We start from the raw sequence: 16,375 nt of genomic DNA, 5'->3' as shown, positions 1-16,375 counted from the left end.
CATATACGTTATCTTAATGTTAGAAGCTATCACGAGCATTATTAATAGCCGCGCAATGTCATCAACCGCCTATAATTTCAATCAGCTTACGCAGGACGTATCAACGTATGGGTATTAGCAACAGTTCTACAGAGCCAGCCAAATCAGTCGGTTCTATGAGAATAAATCTATTTTTTGCCATTTTACTGATTGCGATGACCGCCTACTTTTTGTGGTGGGGTCTAGATTACACGATGCGTCAACAGACGACGCTATTTATTGTGGCCACTGCTTTTGGTGTCTTTATGGCATTCAATATTGGTGGTAACGATGTCGCCAACTCCTTTGGTACCTCAGTAGGTGCAGGGACGTTGACTATCCCGCAGGCACTGGGTATCGCAGCGATATTTGAAGTGTCCGGAGCCGTACTGGCAGGTGGTGAAGTCACCGATACCATTCGAAGCGGCATTGTCGATTTAGATGGTCTTTCAGTAACGCCCAACCAATTCATTTATGTCATGCTGTCAGCGCTCATCGCTGCCGCATTTTGGCTATTATTTGCCACTAAAAAAGGTCTGCCCGTTTCGACCACGCACGCTATTATTGGCGGCGTTGTTGGTAGCTCTGTTGTATTAGGTATCACGTTAGGTGGTACTGAAATGGCATTATCAACGGTGAATTGGAGTACGATTGGCACCATCGCGATTTCTTGGGTATTATCACCGCTATTGGGCGGCGTTTTGTCCTATGTATTATATGGACAGATTAAGAAAAACATCATTGAGTATAATGATAGAACAGAGGCGCACATTGCGACTTTGAAAGGCGACAAAAAAACCTTAAAACAAAACCACAAAGAATTTTTGGACGGTTTAACAGAATCAGAACAGTTGGCTTATACGTCAGCGATGTTACGTGATCAAGAAATCTACAAAGATGATGATTGCGATGTTGAAGATTTAGAGACTGACTACTATAAACAGCTTTATGAGATTGAAAATGAACGCAGCAACCTTGATACGCTAAAAGCGTTGAAGCAATGGGTGCCTATCATTGCGGCTGCAGGCGGTGCGGTCATGGCCTCTTTGGTCATCTTTAAGGGGCTAAAGAATGTCAATAATGGCATGACGACGCTGCAAGGCTTTTTAATCATGGGTATGATCGCGGCGCTAGTGTGGCTTGCGACCTTTATCTATACCAAGAGTATCCGCGGTAAACATAAAGAGGATTTGACCAAAGCGACGTTTATTATGTTTAGCTGGATGCAAGTCTTTACCGCCTCTGCTTTTGCCTTTAGCCATGGCTCAAACGATATTGCCAATGCAGTCGGTCCTTTCGCCGCGATTATGGATGTTATCCGTACCAATAGCATTGCGACTGAAGCCGCTGTACCGCCTGCGGTTATGCTGACCTTTGGTGTTGCGCTTATCGTTGGTCTTTGGTTCATTGGTAAAGAAGTTATTCAAACGGTTGGTACCAACTTGGCAAAAATGCATCCCGCTTCTGGTTTTTCAGCTGAATTGGCTGCGGCTGCAGTGGTAATGGGCGCGTCAACCATGGGTCTGCCCGTATCAAGCACGCATACCTTGGTCGGTGCAGTACTGGGTATCGGTATCGTCAATAGAGACACCAATTGGGCGTTGATGAAACCTATCGGTTTGGCATGGATCATTACTCTTCCTGCAGCAGCGGCAATGTCTGCCATCAGTTATATTATTTTGGTCAATATTTTTTAACACGTACGCTTATTAAGTCTTATTTAACGTTATTTATAAGCACATTTCAAATAAAAAACGCTTATCAGCATCATGCCGATAAGCGTTTTTTTATGTCAAATTAAGGTTTATTCGGTACCAAATTGTTTGCGCTTTTTGGCAAAGAAGCGATCCAAGCGGTCCATGGCATCCTCTAAATCATGTAGGTTTGGCAAAAACACCAAGCGGAAATGATCGGGTTTATCCCAGTTAAAGCCTGTTCCTTGCACCATTAAGACATTTTCTTCAACAAGCAAATCCATCATAAATGCCATATCATCTTCGATAGGGTAAACATCAGGATCCATCTTTGGAAAGCAATAAAACGCGCCTTGTGGCATGGTACAAGAGATACCTTTGATCGCATTAAGTCGTGACACGGCCATTTCACGCTGCTTATATAAGCGCCCACGCTCTGACGTGAGCTCTTTCATGCTTTGATAGCCACCCATCGCCGTTTGAATGGCATACTGACCTTGGACGTTGGAACACAAGCGCATAGACGCTAACATGTCCAAGCCTTCGATAAAGTCAGTGGCATGGTGTTTTTTGCCAGACACCATCATCCAACCTGCCCGGAATCCCGCGATACGATGCGATTTTGATAATCCATTATATGAGAGTACCAGCACATCATCAGTCAACGTACTCATTGGGGTGTGTACCATATCATCATAAAGAATACGATCATAAATTTCATCGGCCATGATGATTAAATCATGCGCTTTAGCGACCTCAATAATTTGTTTCAGCAATTCATCACTATAAAGCGAACCTGTTGGATTATTAGGGTTAATCACCACGATACCTTTGGTTTTAGAGGTGATTTTAGATTTAATATCTTCGATATCAGGATGCCAATTATCGTCTTCATTACAGCGATAATGTACCGCTGTGCCGCCAGCTAGGTTCGCCGCTGCCGTCCAAAGCGGGTAGTCTGGCATTGGAATAAGCACTTCGTCACCATCATTCATCAAGGCCTGCATGGTCATTACAATCAGCTCAGAAACTCCGTTGCCTAAATAGACGTCACGAACATCAACTGCCGATAGCAACCCTTTTGATTGGTAGTATTGTAGGACGGCTTTACGCGCTGAAAAAATCCCTTGCGAGTCGGAATAGCCGGTCGCGTCTGGTAAATTCATTGCCACATCGCGCAAAATCTCATGCGGGGCTTCTAAACCAAAGGGGGCTGGGTTACCGACGTTCAGCTTTAATATACGTTTGCCTTCTGCTTCCATCTTATTGGCTGTTTGTAATAGCGGGCCTCGAATGTCGTAGCAAACATTTTGCAATTTATCCGATTTTTTTATTGTGTTCATAGCGTGACCACTCATAGGGTTGTTTTGTGAGTTTGTATCTATAGTAGGAGTTGTAGTCGTTTGATTGGCTTGTGATTCATGTATCTTATCAGCTTGAGCGGGTGCCGTACTTTGACTGTTTTTGTTATGAGAATGAGCGCTCTTACTCACCTCTTTATTATTATCACTGTCGTTTTTTAGTTCGCCGCGTAACAGATAGCCTTCGCTGCAGCCTAAAATGTGTGCTAGCGTTGGTAGTTTAGATGACACAATACCATTGGTGCCACGCTCCCAATTCGAGATAGCACCGCGACTGACTTTTGCGCCTGCTGCAGTCATGGCTTGTGCTAATTGCTCAGCAGTCAGCCCTTTATCACGACGTAGCTGTACCAGCCTTTCGGCTTGTGTGCTTTTATTTTTGTCATCAGCCATAATCATTCAAGCCTTTATTCATTAGTTGGTAATGGAGAGAAGGAAAGCAGGCATTTGTTTTAATTAAGCCTTAATGCAAGATATTATTGCATTACCAGTATCAATGCAAGCTGTTTTTAAGGGTAGTATATTTGCAAATGCAAGAATAACTTGCATTAATAGTATTATCGTTGCCTTATTGCTGCTCTACTAGATATCAAACTTCTTTCAGAGAGTTATTGTCATGGCTACATCTGTATTCATTGATATGTTAAGAAAATTTGCTGTATTTTATTTATCATAGCTTTTTCAATACCTTACGCCATCACTTGTTTATGATGGTTTTCTTGTAATGTATGCCTTGAATATTGAGTGGATAAACAATAGATAAGGCCCATCGTTTTTATAAAAATATGGCGATAAAGTGTTAGTTAATAGCAGATAAAAGCTAATGCTAATGGATGAGATAATACATACCCAAATTAAGGATACATTATGCAAGACAATCAACTGAGCCAAGAAGAGATCAGCCAGTTAACAGAAGCGGATTGGAAAGAGCGTTTGAGTGCTGATGAATATCACGTGATGCGTGAAAAGGGTACAGAACGCCCATTTACGGGCGTCTATAACGATGCGACTGATGACGGTATTTATCGCTGCAAAGGCTGCGGTGCGAGCTTATTTGACTCAAGCAATAAATTTGATGCCAGCTGTGGTTGGCCAAGTTTTGACCAAGGAGTTGATAACAGCGCTATCGAGGAGCATGTGGATAATTCGCTTGGCATGACGCGGACAGAAGTGACCTGTAGTAACTGTGGCGCACATTTAGGTCATGTCTTCCCTGACGGCCCAAGCGAGACGACGGGGATGCGCTATTGCATCAATTCTGTGTCTATTGATTTAGATAAATCTGAAAAGTAATTGGTAAAACAAATTGCTTAGAATATTTTAGAATCATGGCAGGGAAGCGCGAGATGCTGCCTTGCCAGTTATTAGCATTATTAACGTTTTCACTGTTATTGAAAAATGAGCACGGCTTAAAAGAATATCAAAATAATAACTAATAGATTTAAGGACAAATGATGAGCACGATTTACGATTTTACTGCTGAGCGTATGGACGGTACTGCACAAGCCTTTGCTGATTATCAAGGTAAGGTGTTATTAATCGTCAATACCGCGAGCAAATGTGGGTTTACACCGCAATTTGAAGGCCTAGAGGCAATATATCAGCAATATAAAGATCAAGGATTGGTCGTTATTGGTTTCCCTTGTAATCAATTTGGCGGGCAAGATCCAGGCAGTAATGAGGAGATTGGCGCATTTTGTCAAAAGAACTATGGTGTCAGTTTTCCAATGATGGCGAAGGTTGATGTCAATGGCAAAGACGCTCATCCTATTTTTGATTGGCTTAAAGAGCAAAAGGGTGGCGTATTAACAGACGGTATCAAATGGAATTTTACTAAGTTTTTAATTGGTAAAGATGGACAGGTCATTGACCGCTACGCGCCAACCACCAAACCAGATGCCATAAAAATGGATATCGAACAAGCATTAGCCAGTAAATAGGGTCATGCTTGAAAATTTATTGATTTTTTATAAAAATATAAATCCAATGAAAACATAGGCTTGTCAGATTAATAAATAAAAACCTATAAAATTGGTTAAAAAACTGAAAATACTGTTTGACAGCTATGTGTAAATCTATATAATACACACCCACAGCAAGGGGACTTAATTAAGTTCAATGTTGTTAGGATTTTTACTGACTTAAAGCGTGACAACTTTAAAGATTAAACTTTCTATAAAATTCCCTTTAAGGAATTTTAACTTGCGAAGCTAAAATTGCAGTGCAATTTTTTAACGCTTCTCAGGGTGATTAGCTCAGTTGGTAGAGCGTCTGCCTTACACGCAGAATGTCGGCGGTTCGAATCCGTCATCACCCACCACTCTTTTTAGCGAGTGTCTCTGTAATAAGAGAAGATGCTAAAAGAGAAGATGCTAAGACGACCTAAGCAGCGGTAGTTCAGTTGGTTAGAATACCGGCCTGTCACGCCGGGGGTCGCGGGTTCGAGTCCCGTCCGCTGCGCCATATTTAGTAAAAAGCTAAAACGAATTTTAAACTCTCGAGTTTAAGCAAGTTTCGCCTCAAACATAACTTTGTTTGGGGTTTTTTTGTGTTTAAAATTCCTCTTACAGCCTTTATCTATAAAGGTTGACTATTTTTCTTTATCAACTGATAGGGAATAGTCTATCTTCAATAATGTATTCTCTATAAGTTTGGTTGCATACATTCTACCTTTTGAAAATCGATGACCACCCGCTTGCTGACCACCTACTCGGTGACCAAAAAGTGACCATTCTCGATTAAACACGCCCTATGATTCTTTTAATAACTGTACGTTAACTTGAAAGTAGTACCCATCCTTAATGGTAATACTGACTTTGCCGTTATGGGCATTGACGATCGCTTGTACGATGGCCAATCCCAGCCCTGTGCCCGAATGCTGATTATTGGATTTGTGATGACGATAAAAGCGTTCAAACAGTCTATCTGCTTCCGCTTGAGTTAGAGGCGTCTGCAAGCGATTAGTGATGGTGATGTTTAGCGATGGCTGCTGAGCCGTTTCTCTAAGGGCGTGAGCGTTATGTTTTATGAGGCTAGCAGTCTTAGAAACGGCGGTAATAGTAATGATACTGTCGCTGGCGGCGTAGTAAATCGCATTGGATATCAAGTTGGCAAACAGCCTTTGTAACAAGCTCTCATCCCCTAATACCACATCAAACTCACCTTTTTTCTCAAAAGAGATACCGCGCTCTTCGGCTATCAGTTCAAAATAATCGATGAGCTTAATTATCAGTGAGTTGGTATCGACAAGATGACGTTGTGAGTCGTAGAGACCTTTTTGAGTTTTTGCCAGCAATAGCATATTGTTAATTAGCAGGGATAGTTGCTTGAGCGTGTCGTGTTGATGATGTAGCTGCTCGACATATTCTTGATGGTCTCTAGGTTTACTGAGCATCACTTGAGTTTGAGTGCTCAACGTTGCCAGTGGTGTGCGCAGTTCGTGAGCGATGTCATCTGAAAACTGTGATAATGAGGCAAAGTTGTGTTCAAGTTTATCCATCATGGCATTATAAGCGTCAGCCAAGGGTCGCAGCTCGCTTGGCATTTCAGAGACGATGATTCTATCGTCTAACTGCTCGGCGTTGATACGTGCCATTTTTTGACTGATGGTCGCTAAGGGGGCGAATCCTAAATAGACGCTAAAAGCCGCCACTGATACTAAGATAAAAGTGATCGCAATAAGTATCAGAATAAGATGGCGATTAAACTGGGCAAGGTATTGATGATGCACATCAATCGGTAGCGCGATTAATGCCAAGCGATTAGAGTGCTCAATGACCAGCGCGCGATAATGACGATGGTTAAGCTGCAAGTCAAAGGGTTGATCGCGGTGCTGCTGCCATAGTTTTTCGACCAATTGGGAGTCATTGAGTTTATCAATAAAATCCTTTGGCTGACTATTAATGACATGTCCATTATGGTCAGTGATAATTGTTTTGACTTCATAATCTGGTCGAAAGATATCTATCACGGATGATGCTGTATTGGCGAGATGAGCAGGGTCGGCAAGGTTGTTAGAGCGCTGATCATCCGATGTCACCTCTGTCATGTACTGTCGTAAATTAAACGCAGCGTGAGTCAGGATCTCTGAGTCCATTTGTTCAAAATGATCATTAACCGAACGCTGTATCCATATGTACAAAAAAGCTTGAGATATCAGCACACATACCGTTAATACTAGGGTAGTGCGCCACAGTAATGACAAGCGTCGATGCTCGGATTTATATGCCATGCTATTTTACTTCAACATGATTGAGTTTAGAAACCGTATTAGCCTCATTACTCATATCAATGCTAGTTTCATTATTAACTGTAACGGCGCTATTGTCCGCTTCTAGTTTATAGCCCATACCGCGTACGGTATGAATGAGCTTATTTTCAAAGCCATCATCGATTTTACTTCGTAAGCGTCTTATCGCCACATCAATCACATTGGTATCGCTATCAAAATTCATATCCCATACTTGTGAAGCGATGACAGAGCGGGGCAATACTTCGCCTTGATGCTCAAGTAAAAACTGCAATAGCGCAAATTCTTTGGCCGTCAATTTGATAGAACCCTTATCTCGATGCACGCTACGTTTAGCGATATCCAGTTTTAAATCAGCCATTTGAAGCACTGTGCTGGCGTAATCTGCTTGATTGGCACGGCGTAGTAAGCTTTTGATTCTGACCAAGAGCTCAGCGAAGGCAAAAGGTTTGGTAAGATAGTCGTCACCGCCAATCTCAAAGCCTTTTATGCGGTCGCTAAGGTCATCTTTTGCGGTCAAAAATAATACAGGGGTGGTGTTACCAGCAGCGCGATAATTACTGACTAATTCAAATCCGCTCACATCAGGCAGCATCACATCCATCACCACGACAGTGAAGTCCTCAGTCATCAGAGCATGATAACCATCTAAACCTGTGGTTCTATGCTCAACAATAAAACCTGCCTCGCTTAAACCTTTTTTAATGTAGTCGCCAAGCGATAACTCATCTTCGACTAACAATATTTTCATAGCATACTCGCGCCAATTATTTAGGATGAGATCAATATAAAATGTCTCTATTATTATCAATCATAGAGGAATACTGGTAATAAACCTATGCTCAGTCTAGAAGATGACAAAATTGTCATCTTGGCGTCATCTGACTGTCAGAGTGGTTATGCTAGTTTGACTTCAATACATCCTAATTTTAATATTCAACACCATGAAATATTCAACACTATGAGAAGCCTCTATGAAGCCTTTTACCGTTAAGTTTGTTCGAGGGTCAGCGGTCTTATTAACCGCTGCCATATTATCAGCGTGCGGGCAATCTGACAGCAATGCTTCTAATGCTAGCCCCTCTACTGCCAATGCCGCTAACGCCAGCAGTGGTGAGGCAAACGCTATGCAGAGTAAGCAAACAGTGACAGAGACACCAGCCAACAACCCAGACCTGCTCAAGAACGTGTCAGCCACTGTCTATAAAGATGCCAATTGTGGCTGTTGTAAAGAATGGATAGGGCACGCAGAAGATAATGGGTTAACGACAACTGCCCATGATGTTGCAGACTTGTCATTATTTAAAGAGCGTTACGGTGTGCCTGCTGAGATGCGTTCTTGCCATACCGCCGTTACCAGTGATGGTTATGTCATCGAAGGTCATGTTCCTGCCAAGTATGTGGCTGAGTTTTTGCAAAATCCACCAAAGCAAGCCATTGGTTTGGCGGTACCGGGTATGCCCGTCGGTAGTCCTGGTATGGAATATCAAGATAAGTTTATGCCATACCAAATTATGCAAATCAACAAAGATGGCACAAACCAAGTATACGCTGAGATTGAGTCCGCAGAGCAGCAGCTATAAGTTAATACTTTAGATAGTTTTTTAAATTTCAGCTACTCATTGTAGTACTGATAGCAGCATTGATGGAGACTGACTGATGAATCATGCAGAGCAAAAACAGATGAACCCTTATGTAAAGTTCACCCTCATGATGCTGACGTCTACCGTGGTGATGTATATCATGATGTACTTCAATACTTATGAGTGGGATCATATTTATTTTAGTGAGACCAGAGCATATATGGCGCTATATATGGGCGCAGGCATGGCAGTGATTATGCTCGCCTTTATGAGCAATATGTACAAGAAAACTAAGGTCAACTTAATGATTTATGGTCTTAGTGTGCTGATGTTTGCCGTGGGTATCTGGGGCGTCAGATCTCAAGCAACCGTCGATCAAGTGGATTGGATGCAGGCTATGATACCGCATCATTCAATTGCGATCTTAACCAGCTCAAGAGCCGATATAGAAGACCCTAGAGTACAGCAACTTGCTGACGACATCATCGAAGCACAACAACGTGAAATTAAAGAGATGAAGGCACTGATCGAAGCATTAGAATAAATAGCCTTAAAACACACTGCTCTTAGTACATAAATTAAATGATTTTTCCAACTGGTGGATCTTAGCTGATTTGCCAGTTTTTATATGAACCATAACTACCAAACGATCGTAATGAAGGATCTACTATGAAAATGATAAGAAATTCACGTCTTGCCATGCTTGCAGTTAGTGTCAGTGCCGTGATGATGCTTGGCGCTTGTCAGCCGACGAATGACGTAACAGAGGCTACTGTCAAAGACGAGGCGGCTCCCGTTAATAATGTTACAACCGACACTAGCGCGATGGATGCTCATGTAGGTCATGATATGTCAGGTGATGCGATGACGGGCATGCATGGAGAGTATAACGACTCTATGACTAAGATGCATGATGAGATGATGGCAGGCATGGCATACAACGATCCCGATGCTGCTTTTGCCCAAGGAATGCTCGGTCATCATATAGGTGCTGTTGATATGGCAGAGATTCAGCTAAAGTATGGTAAGGATGCAGAAATGCGTCAGTTGGCACAAGAGATTATTGACGCTCAGAAAGCTGAAATTGAGCAAATGCAGAACTGGCTTGCCAACCATCCTGATGCTGCTGAGCCAACGTCTGATACTGAAGCCATGCAGACAGCTTATGCTAAAGGTATGGATACGATGCATAGTGAAATGATGACAGGTATCGCTGACCCTAACCCAGATATGGCATTTGCTCGTAGTATGTTGCCGCATCATATTGGCGCAGTAGATATGGCAAAGATACAGCTAAAGTATGGCAAAAATGAAGAAATGCGTCAATTGGCACAACAAGTAATTAACGCGCAGCAGCCTGAAATTGAGCAAATGCAAAACTGGATAGCCAAGCACAATAGTTAAATGATGAGCGCTTAAGAATGGAAGTATTTTAGATAAAAAGCAGTGTCTTATATTTCTTAAGGTACTGCTTCTTCTGCTCTATATTTCTTAATCTTCTCTAAAATTCTGCCATTGCCTGTATCAATATTCGCGTCGCCACCTTTGTCTACCATAAGCCTTAAAAGGTTGAGCCTCTTAGGTACGCCATTAATATGAGTAAGACTTGCTAGGATAATATAACTGTGTTTAAACCACCCGAAGGTGGCTTAAATAATTAATTATACTAAGTCATCTAAATCAGGTAGATTTGATGAATCTTCAACACCGAATGCCATTTGTCCTAATTTCTTAAAGTCGATGTATTGGATTTCAATCAAGTCGGGTAAAAGATTGAGATGTACAAAGATATTCATCTTATCCACATTTTTAATAGACGCATTGTCACTAATCACAAGGGCAGGGACGAAGCCGAACATTTCATCATAGTCAAGTGCGCCAAACTTTTTGACACAACGGTCGAATAGGGGTTTACCGTTATTGTCTCATATCTGTATATTTAATCTGTTTAAACCCAAAAACATAGCTAATTCTTGATTGGATTTTCCATACGCTATTTCTTTTGCATTACCTTTCTTTTGGTATATCCAACCTAGAGTAGGAGTGATTTCAAATGTGAATCCTGATTTTTCACCCCAAACGTATAATTCGCCAAAGCCACTTCGAGCGATCACATAATAGTTATCTTGCCTCATAACCTCATCGCCGAGCCATGTAGTCAGATCTTCTTCGTAGTCAGCTGGATTAACTATCCAAAATAAGCCTTTTTTAAAGCGACAAAACCCTAAACGCTCCCAATAGAACAGTAGTTTATCAGGCAATCTACCACGATAACGATTAAAAATAGCTTGTGCAACTGGCTGCTGCCAATCAGGTTGTCCAAAGTCTTCCATGAAAAGATCAAAGTCTTCATCTATAATAAATGTACTCATTTAAATGTCCTTTAGTCATATTTTATTTACATCTATTTAGTTCAACGTTCATTTTGGTTTGCCCGCCTTGTTTTAAAGCTTCTTTAGCGGCTTTATCCATCTGTGCAACTCTACTATTTGCTTCAACTTTATTAGACCATTGTCCACCTATGGACTTATTCACATCAGCACGACCCAGTCGATTAATTTTATCTTTACCACCTGCAATCATATCAGGATCATGTAGAGCATTCAGGTCTTTCATTATTTCAGGAGTGCGTTTGTTCGCTAGTTTTTTAGCTTCAGAAGCCGTCTTGCCTTGCTTGCGATAGCTTCTCTGTAATGATTCAGAAATATCGTTTTCGTATTTATTTCTAGCTTTAGTCTGCTCACTTCCTGTTCCTTTACGCTGGTTTTTATTGTAGGAGGCGCGGCCAGCTAGATACTCATCTACAGTTAAATTATTGATGCCATCTTGTTGACCTTTAAGTTGTTTATAATAGTCTTTCTCAAATTTTGCATTTGCTTTACTGTCTTTAGAAAATCTGCTTTTTAAGTCTTTGCTTGGCTTAAAGCACTTCGGCTTATGCTGCTTCATAACTCCTTTTCTAGCAGGTCTCGACGTGATACTACTATTATGATTAACCGTTTCACCAGAAGCGTTCCTGTTGGTTGAAGCTAAGGCTGTGCTGGGTTTTGTGCCAGCAGCTTTACCAACGCCTGCATGATTAACACTCGCTGTAGCCGGTGTCATTTTCGACCAGCCATTTATCTCATTAATAATTTGCTGAGCGAAACGATCAAAGTCTTTTTGAATTTGAATTAACTTTTGCTTATTAGACTTACTTAAACTATTGAGAAACTTAGGGGTCAAGATACTGTTAAGTAAGCCTTTTAGTTTACTGACATCTAACGCTTTTTTTAAAGCTTGCTCTGCATTACCTTTACCAAATTTTCTGATAAAGGCAAATAGATCAGCAGGGTTTTTACCGCCAATCTTGATAGCTTTAATAGCACTTTTAACTGCATCACCAAAGACTGGTATCAGCCCTATTAATGCTGCTATGAGTAAGAACCATAATGTAATATCGGAGGGTTTATCTTTAAGGCTCATGACGGATTTAATAATGTCTCTAGCATCAATAAGCTGTCCTGCAATAGGAACTGCACCGATCACAATTTCAGCAAATAGTGCCCAAGACGAGGTGTTTTCACCTGCTAGAAACGAACCTGTCTCTTCTTTTAATGCTTCAAACCAGCCTGTGGGTTTTTCTTGTTTGGCTTTTTTATATTTTTGAGGAGTGTAATCCTTCCCTATGTTACTAATCCCTAGTGCGCCGCCGCCAAAGCCATTACTACTCATATACCATCCTCCATATCTATATCAGGCTTGAAGTCAGCAGGGTCTTCACCATAATAAACATGAGCTTGACCCTTAGGCACACCTTCTAAACGAGCAAAGCCATTTTTATCTAAAATGCCTTCTCTGACAGAGCCATCTGCGAACTCGACACGGTAGGGCGCACTGCTTACTGGAGTCTCATCATCGTGTAGATAATTAAGCTCGATAAAGGTTGGTGGTTCGTCCAAGATATTAGAAGGTAAGCCTGATACAAATTGACCATCAACTCCGCCCCCAGCCTTACTATGCTTCCCCGCCTTCTCCGTAAACTGCATCGCCGAAATCGTAATATCACCGCCATCTAGCGTAATACTCGTACCACCCGCTGTTAGCGTAATCTTATTCGTCGCTACTATCTCAACCTCTTTGGTCGAGGAGGCGATATTGACATCTTGCTTAGCCGTGGCTTCAAGCTTACCCGTATGGGCGGAGAGGGTGATATTCTCTTTGGCATTGGTCATGCTAAATTGACCATCGGCTATGATATTTAGAGACTCGCTACTGACTTGGTTATGACTATCGCCACTACTGATATTCATGTCTTGCTGAGTGGTGGTTATCATCTCACCCATACTTCTGTGAATCAGCGTATCGTCACTGGCATAAGCACTGTATGCTGCGCTATCGATTAGCGTGTAGGGCGTCGTTTGATGGGTTTTGGTTTGCTGTTCCTCTGCGATAGTCTCAAGCTGCGTCTTAATCGCTTTGTGGTCATTGACATGACGTCCAAGCCCTGTCGCCAATTGTGTTAAACGTTCGGCTAAGTGCTGACCACCTAATGTAGTTTGGGTCAGAGTCGGGGTGTGCTGTTGATAGTTATGCTGTCCAGATTGCGTATGAGTTTGCGGTTGAGTGGAGAGGACGAGTGCTTCGCCTGATTTTATATTGATTTGGGCATTGGTAGCCGCATTGATGCCTTGACGCCTGGCTGTGTCTGATGGATTGATAATCCCCATTTTTAGACTGGCGGATATCCCAGAACTGTCTACTTTTAGCTGAGAGTAAGCTTGTTCTGTACGGTGGTCAGTCATCCATTCAGATAAACCATTGCTCGTGTTGCGATAACCGCTTTCAATCGCTTGTTCGTTGTCCGTGGCAAATAGGCTAGGGCGAGTCGATGACAATAAACTGCCAGTATTAATCAGATGCTCGCTATCACCGATAGACTGCATCAGGGTTTGGTCATCCGCTCTATGGGTGAAGTGGGTGCCATAGTTAGCGCCAGCCTGAGCCTCAAGGCGACTGATAGGCTGGGCAGGGCTATCCAGTAAATAGCTGCGCGTGGGCGTCATATGGTTACGGCTATCCATCTCATTTTGCATTTCGGTGATACCCGTCATCGGCGGTAGGGCATGTCTGCTATATAGATGACCGACCCATGAGGTATCAGCGGTAATGAGGCGCAGCTGAGTCAAATGAATGCCAGCTGCTAATGTTGACGCATGACGCTGTTGGTGGCGTGAGCTTTGGGTCAGCCCTGTGACATGCGCTAGACTATTGCGAGCCAGATGCACGATATGGGTAGCACGGTAGTGCTGATTGAGCGCACTGTGATCGACAAGCATAAAGGTATCAGCAACACTCAAATCCGTAGCATGGGCTAGAGCATGATAGACGCTATATTGACTTTGATGACTGTTTGCCACGATGGTTGCTTCGTCTATGGTTTCAGTATCTGTTACTGGCGCAAAAGCAGCAGGCGTGTCTAATGTGAGTGTGTAGTTATTCGAATGGCTTATGTCATCAGAGTTACGGCTCATCGCAACGTCAGCGGACTGCGTTGGGTGTGCAACACTGCTGCTATTAAAACGCTGCATCGTTACTGAGTTTGGCTGGGTGATGACCTGCTCACTCAATGCCAATACTGGTGCATGGACACGGTCATGTAACACTTGCTGGTAACGCAGCGCGCCAATATTTAAGCTAATTCCATCGCTATCACTTGGACTGTGCGATGTAATAACGAGCTTTGGTGGACTATGCTCGTCCGTTTGCTCATGGCGTAGATAGGCTGTCAGCCCTTGACGCGCGAGCCGCTCGCAAATATGTGTCCAGTCGCTTATTTGCCACTGGGTCATGCGTGCTGATGACCAGTTAGCATCTTCACCATTGTTGCTGTCATCGATTATTTCTATATCCAGCGTAGCCGTGCGCTCTGCTACCATCGCTTGTACGGTCAAATGAGTATCAATATGACCGCGTATATGCTGATGCAGACGATAAGTGATGGGCTGGGCGAGCAAGCGATAATAGCCGTAGCTGCCATCATGATCTAGCTGATGCACAGCCGTTATATACAGATGGCGAAAGCTTAGGCCACTTGGAATATCAAAGCTCAACGTCAGAGGGCTACCGATGAGGTGGGTTAATGGTGTAAAGGGAGGGTGATGCCGCTCATGGATATAAACGTGTAGCACATAAGTGTCGATACCGTGCTGCTGGTGTTGGTGATTACCATTGGGATTTAGTTGAGCAATGATATCGGCTTCATCAGCGCTATGCATGAGCTTATCTTGCCACGCACGATGAGCATTGATGTCTTGGCGAGCGCTCGGATAGGGCGCTTGAGTGCTGCCTTCACTGGCATAGAGCCGATCAGGATGCATAGGCAGCACGGTATTGGTCAAGCGTAGCATAGTTATGTCCCTATTTTTTTAGCAGTGGCTCTCTTTTGGCATTGGCATTTTTTGTAGCATCGATATCTCTAGTAGCAATGACAGTATGTTTTTCAGCATTATCAAACCAGCTATCAGCACTTAACCGTCATTGTTTAGTTGCCGTTATCGTCATACGTTCTACATAACGATGTTATTCATTAAGGGTAAATTCGATACGGCGATTGCGAGTGCGACCTTCTTCGTTGTCGTTACTAGCGATAGGATCTGAGTCCCCTTTGCCAGTAGTACTGAGACGAGTCGCATTTATATTTCGACCGATCAAGTATTGTTTGACGGCTTCTGCACGCTTATTTGATAGGGCAAGATTGGCGGTAGAATTGCCGACATTGTCGGTATGACCGGTGATAAGAACAGGCTTATCACCTACTCGCTGTAACACCCCTGCCATATCGTCTAAGATACCAAGGCCCATCGGCGTTAGATTGGTGCTACCAGACTCGAACTCGACGATACGGTTGCCCAAAGTCTCGTCTATGAGGCGTTGTTCACCTTCTACCACGACCAGCTGATTTTCTAATTGATAGAGATCAGTTAGGCGCGAGTGAATACGGTTTTGAATGGCTTGCTTTTGTTCAAGGCTGCTTACCTTGCCATGTAAGCTAATGGTCGTCCCATGAATGTCGATACGCCCTTGACGAATGTTAGAGATATCGCTATCAATGATAGTCGTGGCTATCTGTTGCCAGTTGGTTGGTATACTGATGTTCGAACGTACTTCGATTTCATCTCTGACAGGTTTATCAGGATACTGTGCTTTTAGCTTGTCGAGCAGTTGCTGTTTGTCTGAGCTGGTAGCGACCACACCCTTGATGACCACTGGCACATTTTGTGAATTATTTGTCACATGAGTGTCGTTATGTTCTGCAAATACAACGGCGCTCATAGGCAGGGTGATAGCGGCGGCTAATAGCAGGTTTTTCGTGTGATTTGTTCGCTTGGGTTTTGTCATTCTAGAGAGGACTTTCATTCAAGTACCTTTTTAATCTGTCTATTATTGAGCAGTGACTAATTGCAGGGGTATGATGCATGGTGGCTACTA

General features: G+C 42.8%; 13 protein-coding genes, 2 tRNA genes and 1 pseudogene. 8 read left to right on the top strand and 8 right to left on the bottom strand.

Annotated elements, in window-relative coordinates; all coding sequences use genetic code 11:
• Positions 1–107: 107 nt before the first annotated feature.
• The gene (locus tag JMW85_RS10230; protein ID WP_193008281.1) at positions 108–1,715 is read left to right on the top strand and encodes an inorganic phosphate transporter; all 1,608 of its coding nucleotides are present in this window, start codon (positions 108–110) and stop codon (positions 1,713–1,715) included.
• A 107-nt stretch (positions 1,716–1,822) separates the two neighbouring features.
• Here JMW85_RS10230 and JMW85_RS10225 read toward each other — a convergent pair whose 3' ends face one another.
• Positions 1,823–3,466, bottom strand: coding sequence for an aminotransferase class I/II-fold pyridoxal phosphate-dependent enzyme (locus tag JMW85_RS10225; protein WP_374220453.1), 1,644 nt, complete (start codon positions 3,464–3,466; stop codon positions 1,823–1,825).
• Between the two features lie 474 nt (positions 3,467–3,940).
• On the opposite strand from JMW85_RS10225, the gene msrB reads away from it, so the two are divergent.
• From msrB to JMW85_RS10205, 4 genes are all read left to right on the top strand, one after another.
• Complete coding sequence (msrB, locus tag JMW85_RS10220) at positions 3,941–4,366, top strand: peptide-methionine (R)-S-oxide reductase MsrB (RefSeq protein WP_045448234.1); 426 nt, start codon at positions 3,941–3,943, stop codon at positions 4,364–4,366.
• Positions 4,367–4,527: 161 nt separating this feature from the next.
• Positions 4,528–5,013 (top strand): glutathione peroxidase, encoded by a 486-nt coding sequence (locus JMW85_RS10215; RefSeq protein ID WP_201581677.1) that lies wholly within the window; start codon positions 4,528–4,530, stop codon positions 5,011–5,013.
• Positions 5,014–5,317: 304 nt separating this feature from the next.
• A tRNA-Val gene (locus JMW85_RS10210) sits at positions 5,318–5,393 on the top strand.
• Between the two features lie 66 nt (positions 5,394–5,459).
• Positions 5,460–5,536: transfer RNA gene (locus tag JMW85_RS10205), tRNA-Asp, on the top strand.
• Positions 5,537–5,822: 286 nt separating this feature from the next.
• Here JMW85_RS10205 and JMW85_RS10200 read toward each other — a convergent pair.
• Positions 5,823–7,304: an ATP-binding protein gene (locus JMW85_RS10200; protein WP_201581676.1), complete on the bottom strand. Its 1,482-nt coding sequence runs from the start codon at positions 7,302–7,304 to the stop codon at positions 5,823–5,825.
• A 1-nt stretch (position 7,305) separates the two neighbouring features.
• Positions 7,306–8,073 carry a heavy metal response regulator transcription factor gene (locus JMW85_RS10195; protein WP_201581675.1) on the bottom strand — a complete coding sequence of 256 codons (768 nt, stop codon included), beginning with the start codon at positions 8,071–8,073 and terminating at the stop codon, positions 7,306–7,308.
• 223 nt (positions 8,074–8,296) lie between these two features.
• On the opposite strand from JMW85_RS10195, the gene JMW85_RS10190 reads away from it, so the two are divergent.
• The 3 genes from JMW85_RS10190 to copM all read left to right on the top strand — a co-directional run bounded on the left by JMW85_RS10190 (position 8,297) and on the right by copM (position 10,309).
• Positions 8,297–8,905: a DUF411 domain-containing protein gene (locus tag JMW85_RS10190; protein WP_201581674.1), complete on the top strand. Its 609-nt coding sequence runs from the start codon at positions 8,297–8,299 to the stop codon at positions 8,903–8,905.
• 76 nt (positions 8,906–8,981) lie between these two features.
• Positions 8,982–9,449 carry a DUF305 domain-containing protein gene (locus JMW85_RS10185; RefSeq protein ID WP_087815467.1) on the top strand — a complete coding sequence of 156 codons (468 nt, stop codon included), beginning with the start codon at positions 8,982–8,984 and terminating at the stop codon, positions 9,447–9,449.
• Between the two features lie 125 nt (positions 9,450–9,574).
• On the top strand, positions 9,575–10,309 hold the full coding sequence (gene copM, locus JMW85_RS10180) for a CopM family metallochaperone (protein WP_227681789.1): 735 nt from the start codon (positions 9,575–9,577) through the stop codon (positions 10,307–10,309).
• Positions 10,310–10,566: 257 nt separating this feature from the next.
• On the opposite strand, the pseudogene JMW85_RS10175 reads toward copM, so the two are convergent.
• From JMW85_RS10175 to JMW85_RS10155, 5 genes and pseudogenes are all read right to left on the bottom strand, one after another.
• A pseudogene (locus tag JMW85_RS10175) lies at positions 10,567–10,806 on the bottom strand (T6SS immunity protein Tdi1 domain-containing protein); the annotation flags it as partial.
• Positions 10,807–10,830: 24 nt separating this feature from the next.
• Entirely contained in the window at positions 10,831–11,277 is a 447-nt protein-coding gene (locus JMW85_RS10170) for a GAD-like domain-containing protein (protein ID WP_201581673.1), read from the bottom strand.
• Positions 11,278–11,299: 22 nt separating this feature from the next.
• Positions 11,300–12,619, bottom strand: a complete 1,320-nt coding sequence (locus JMW85_RS10165) for a polymorphic toxin type 15 domain-containing protein (RefSeq protein WP_087815463.1) — start codon at positions 12,617–12,619, stop codon at positions 11,300–11,302.
• On the bottom strand, positions 12,616–15,294 hold the full coding sequence (locus tag JMW85_RS10160; RefSeq protein WP_201581672.1) for a DUF2345 domain-containing protein: 2,679 nt from the start codon (positions 15,292–15,294) through the stop codon (positions 12,616–12,618). The genes JMW85_RS10165 and JMW85_RS10160 overlap by 4 nt, the downstream gene beginning before the upstream one ends.
• A 172-nt stretch (positions 15,295–15,466) precedes the next feature.
• A complete protein-coding gene (locus JMW85_RS10155; RefSeq protein WP_201581671.1) occupies positions 15,467–16,303 on the bottom strand; it encodes an OmpA family protein in 837 nt (278 codons plus the stop codon).
• Positions 16,304–16,375 lie beyond the last annotated feature (72 nt).

This window comes from Psychrobacter glacincola (assembly GCF_904846075.1).
GTDB classification, from domain to species: Bacteria; Pseudomonadota; Gammaproteobacteria; order Pseudomonadales; family Moraxellaceae; genus Psychrobacter; species Psychrobacter glacincola_C.
This window is presented reverse-complemented; position numbering and strand designations above follow the sequence as displayed.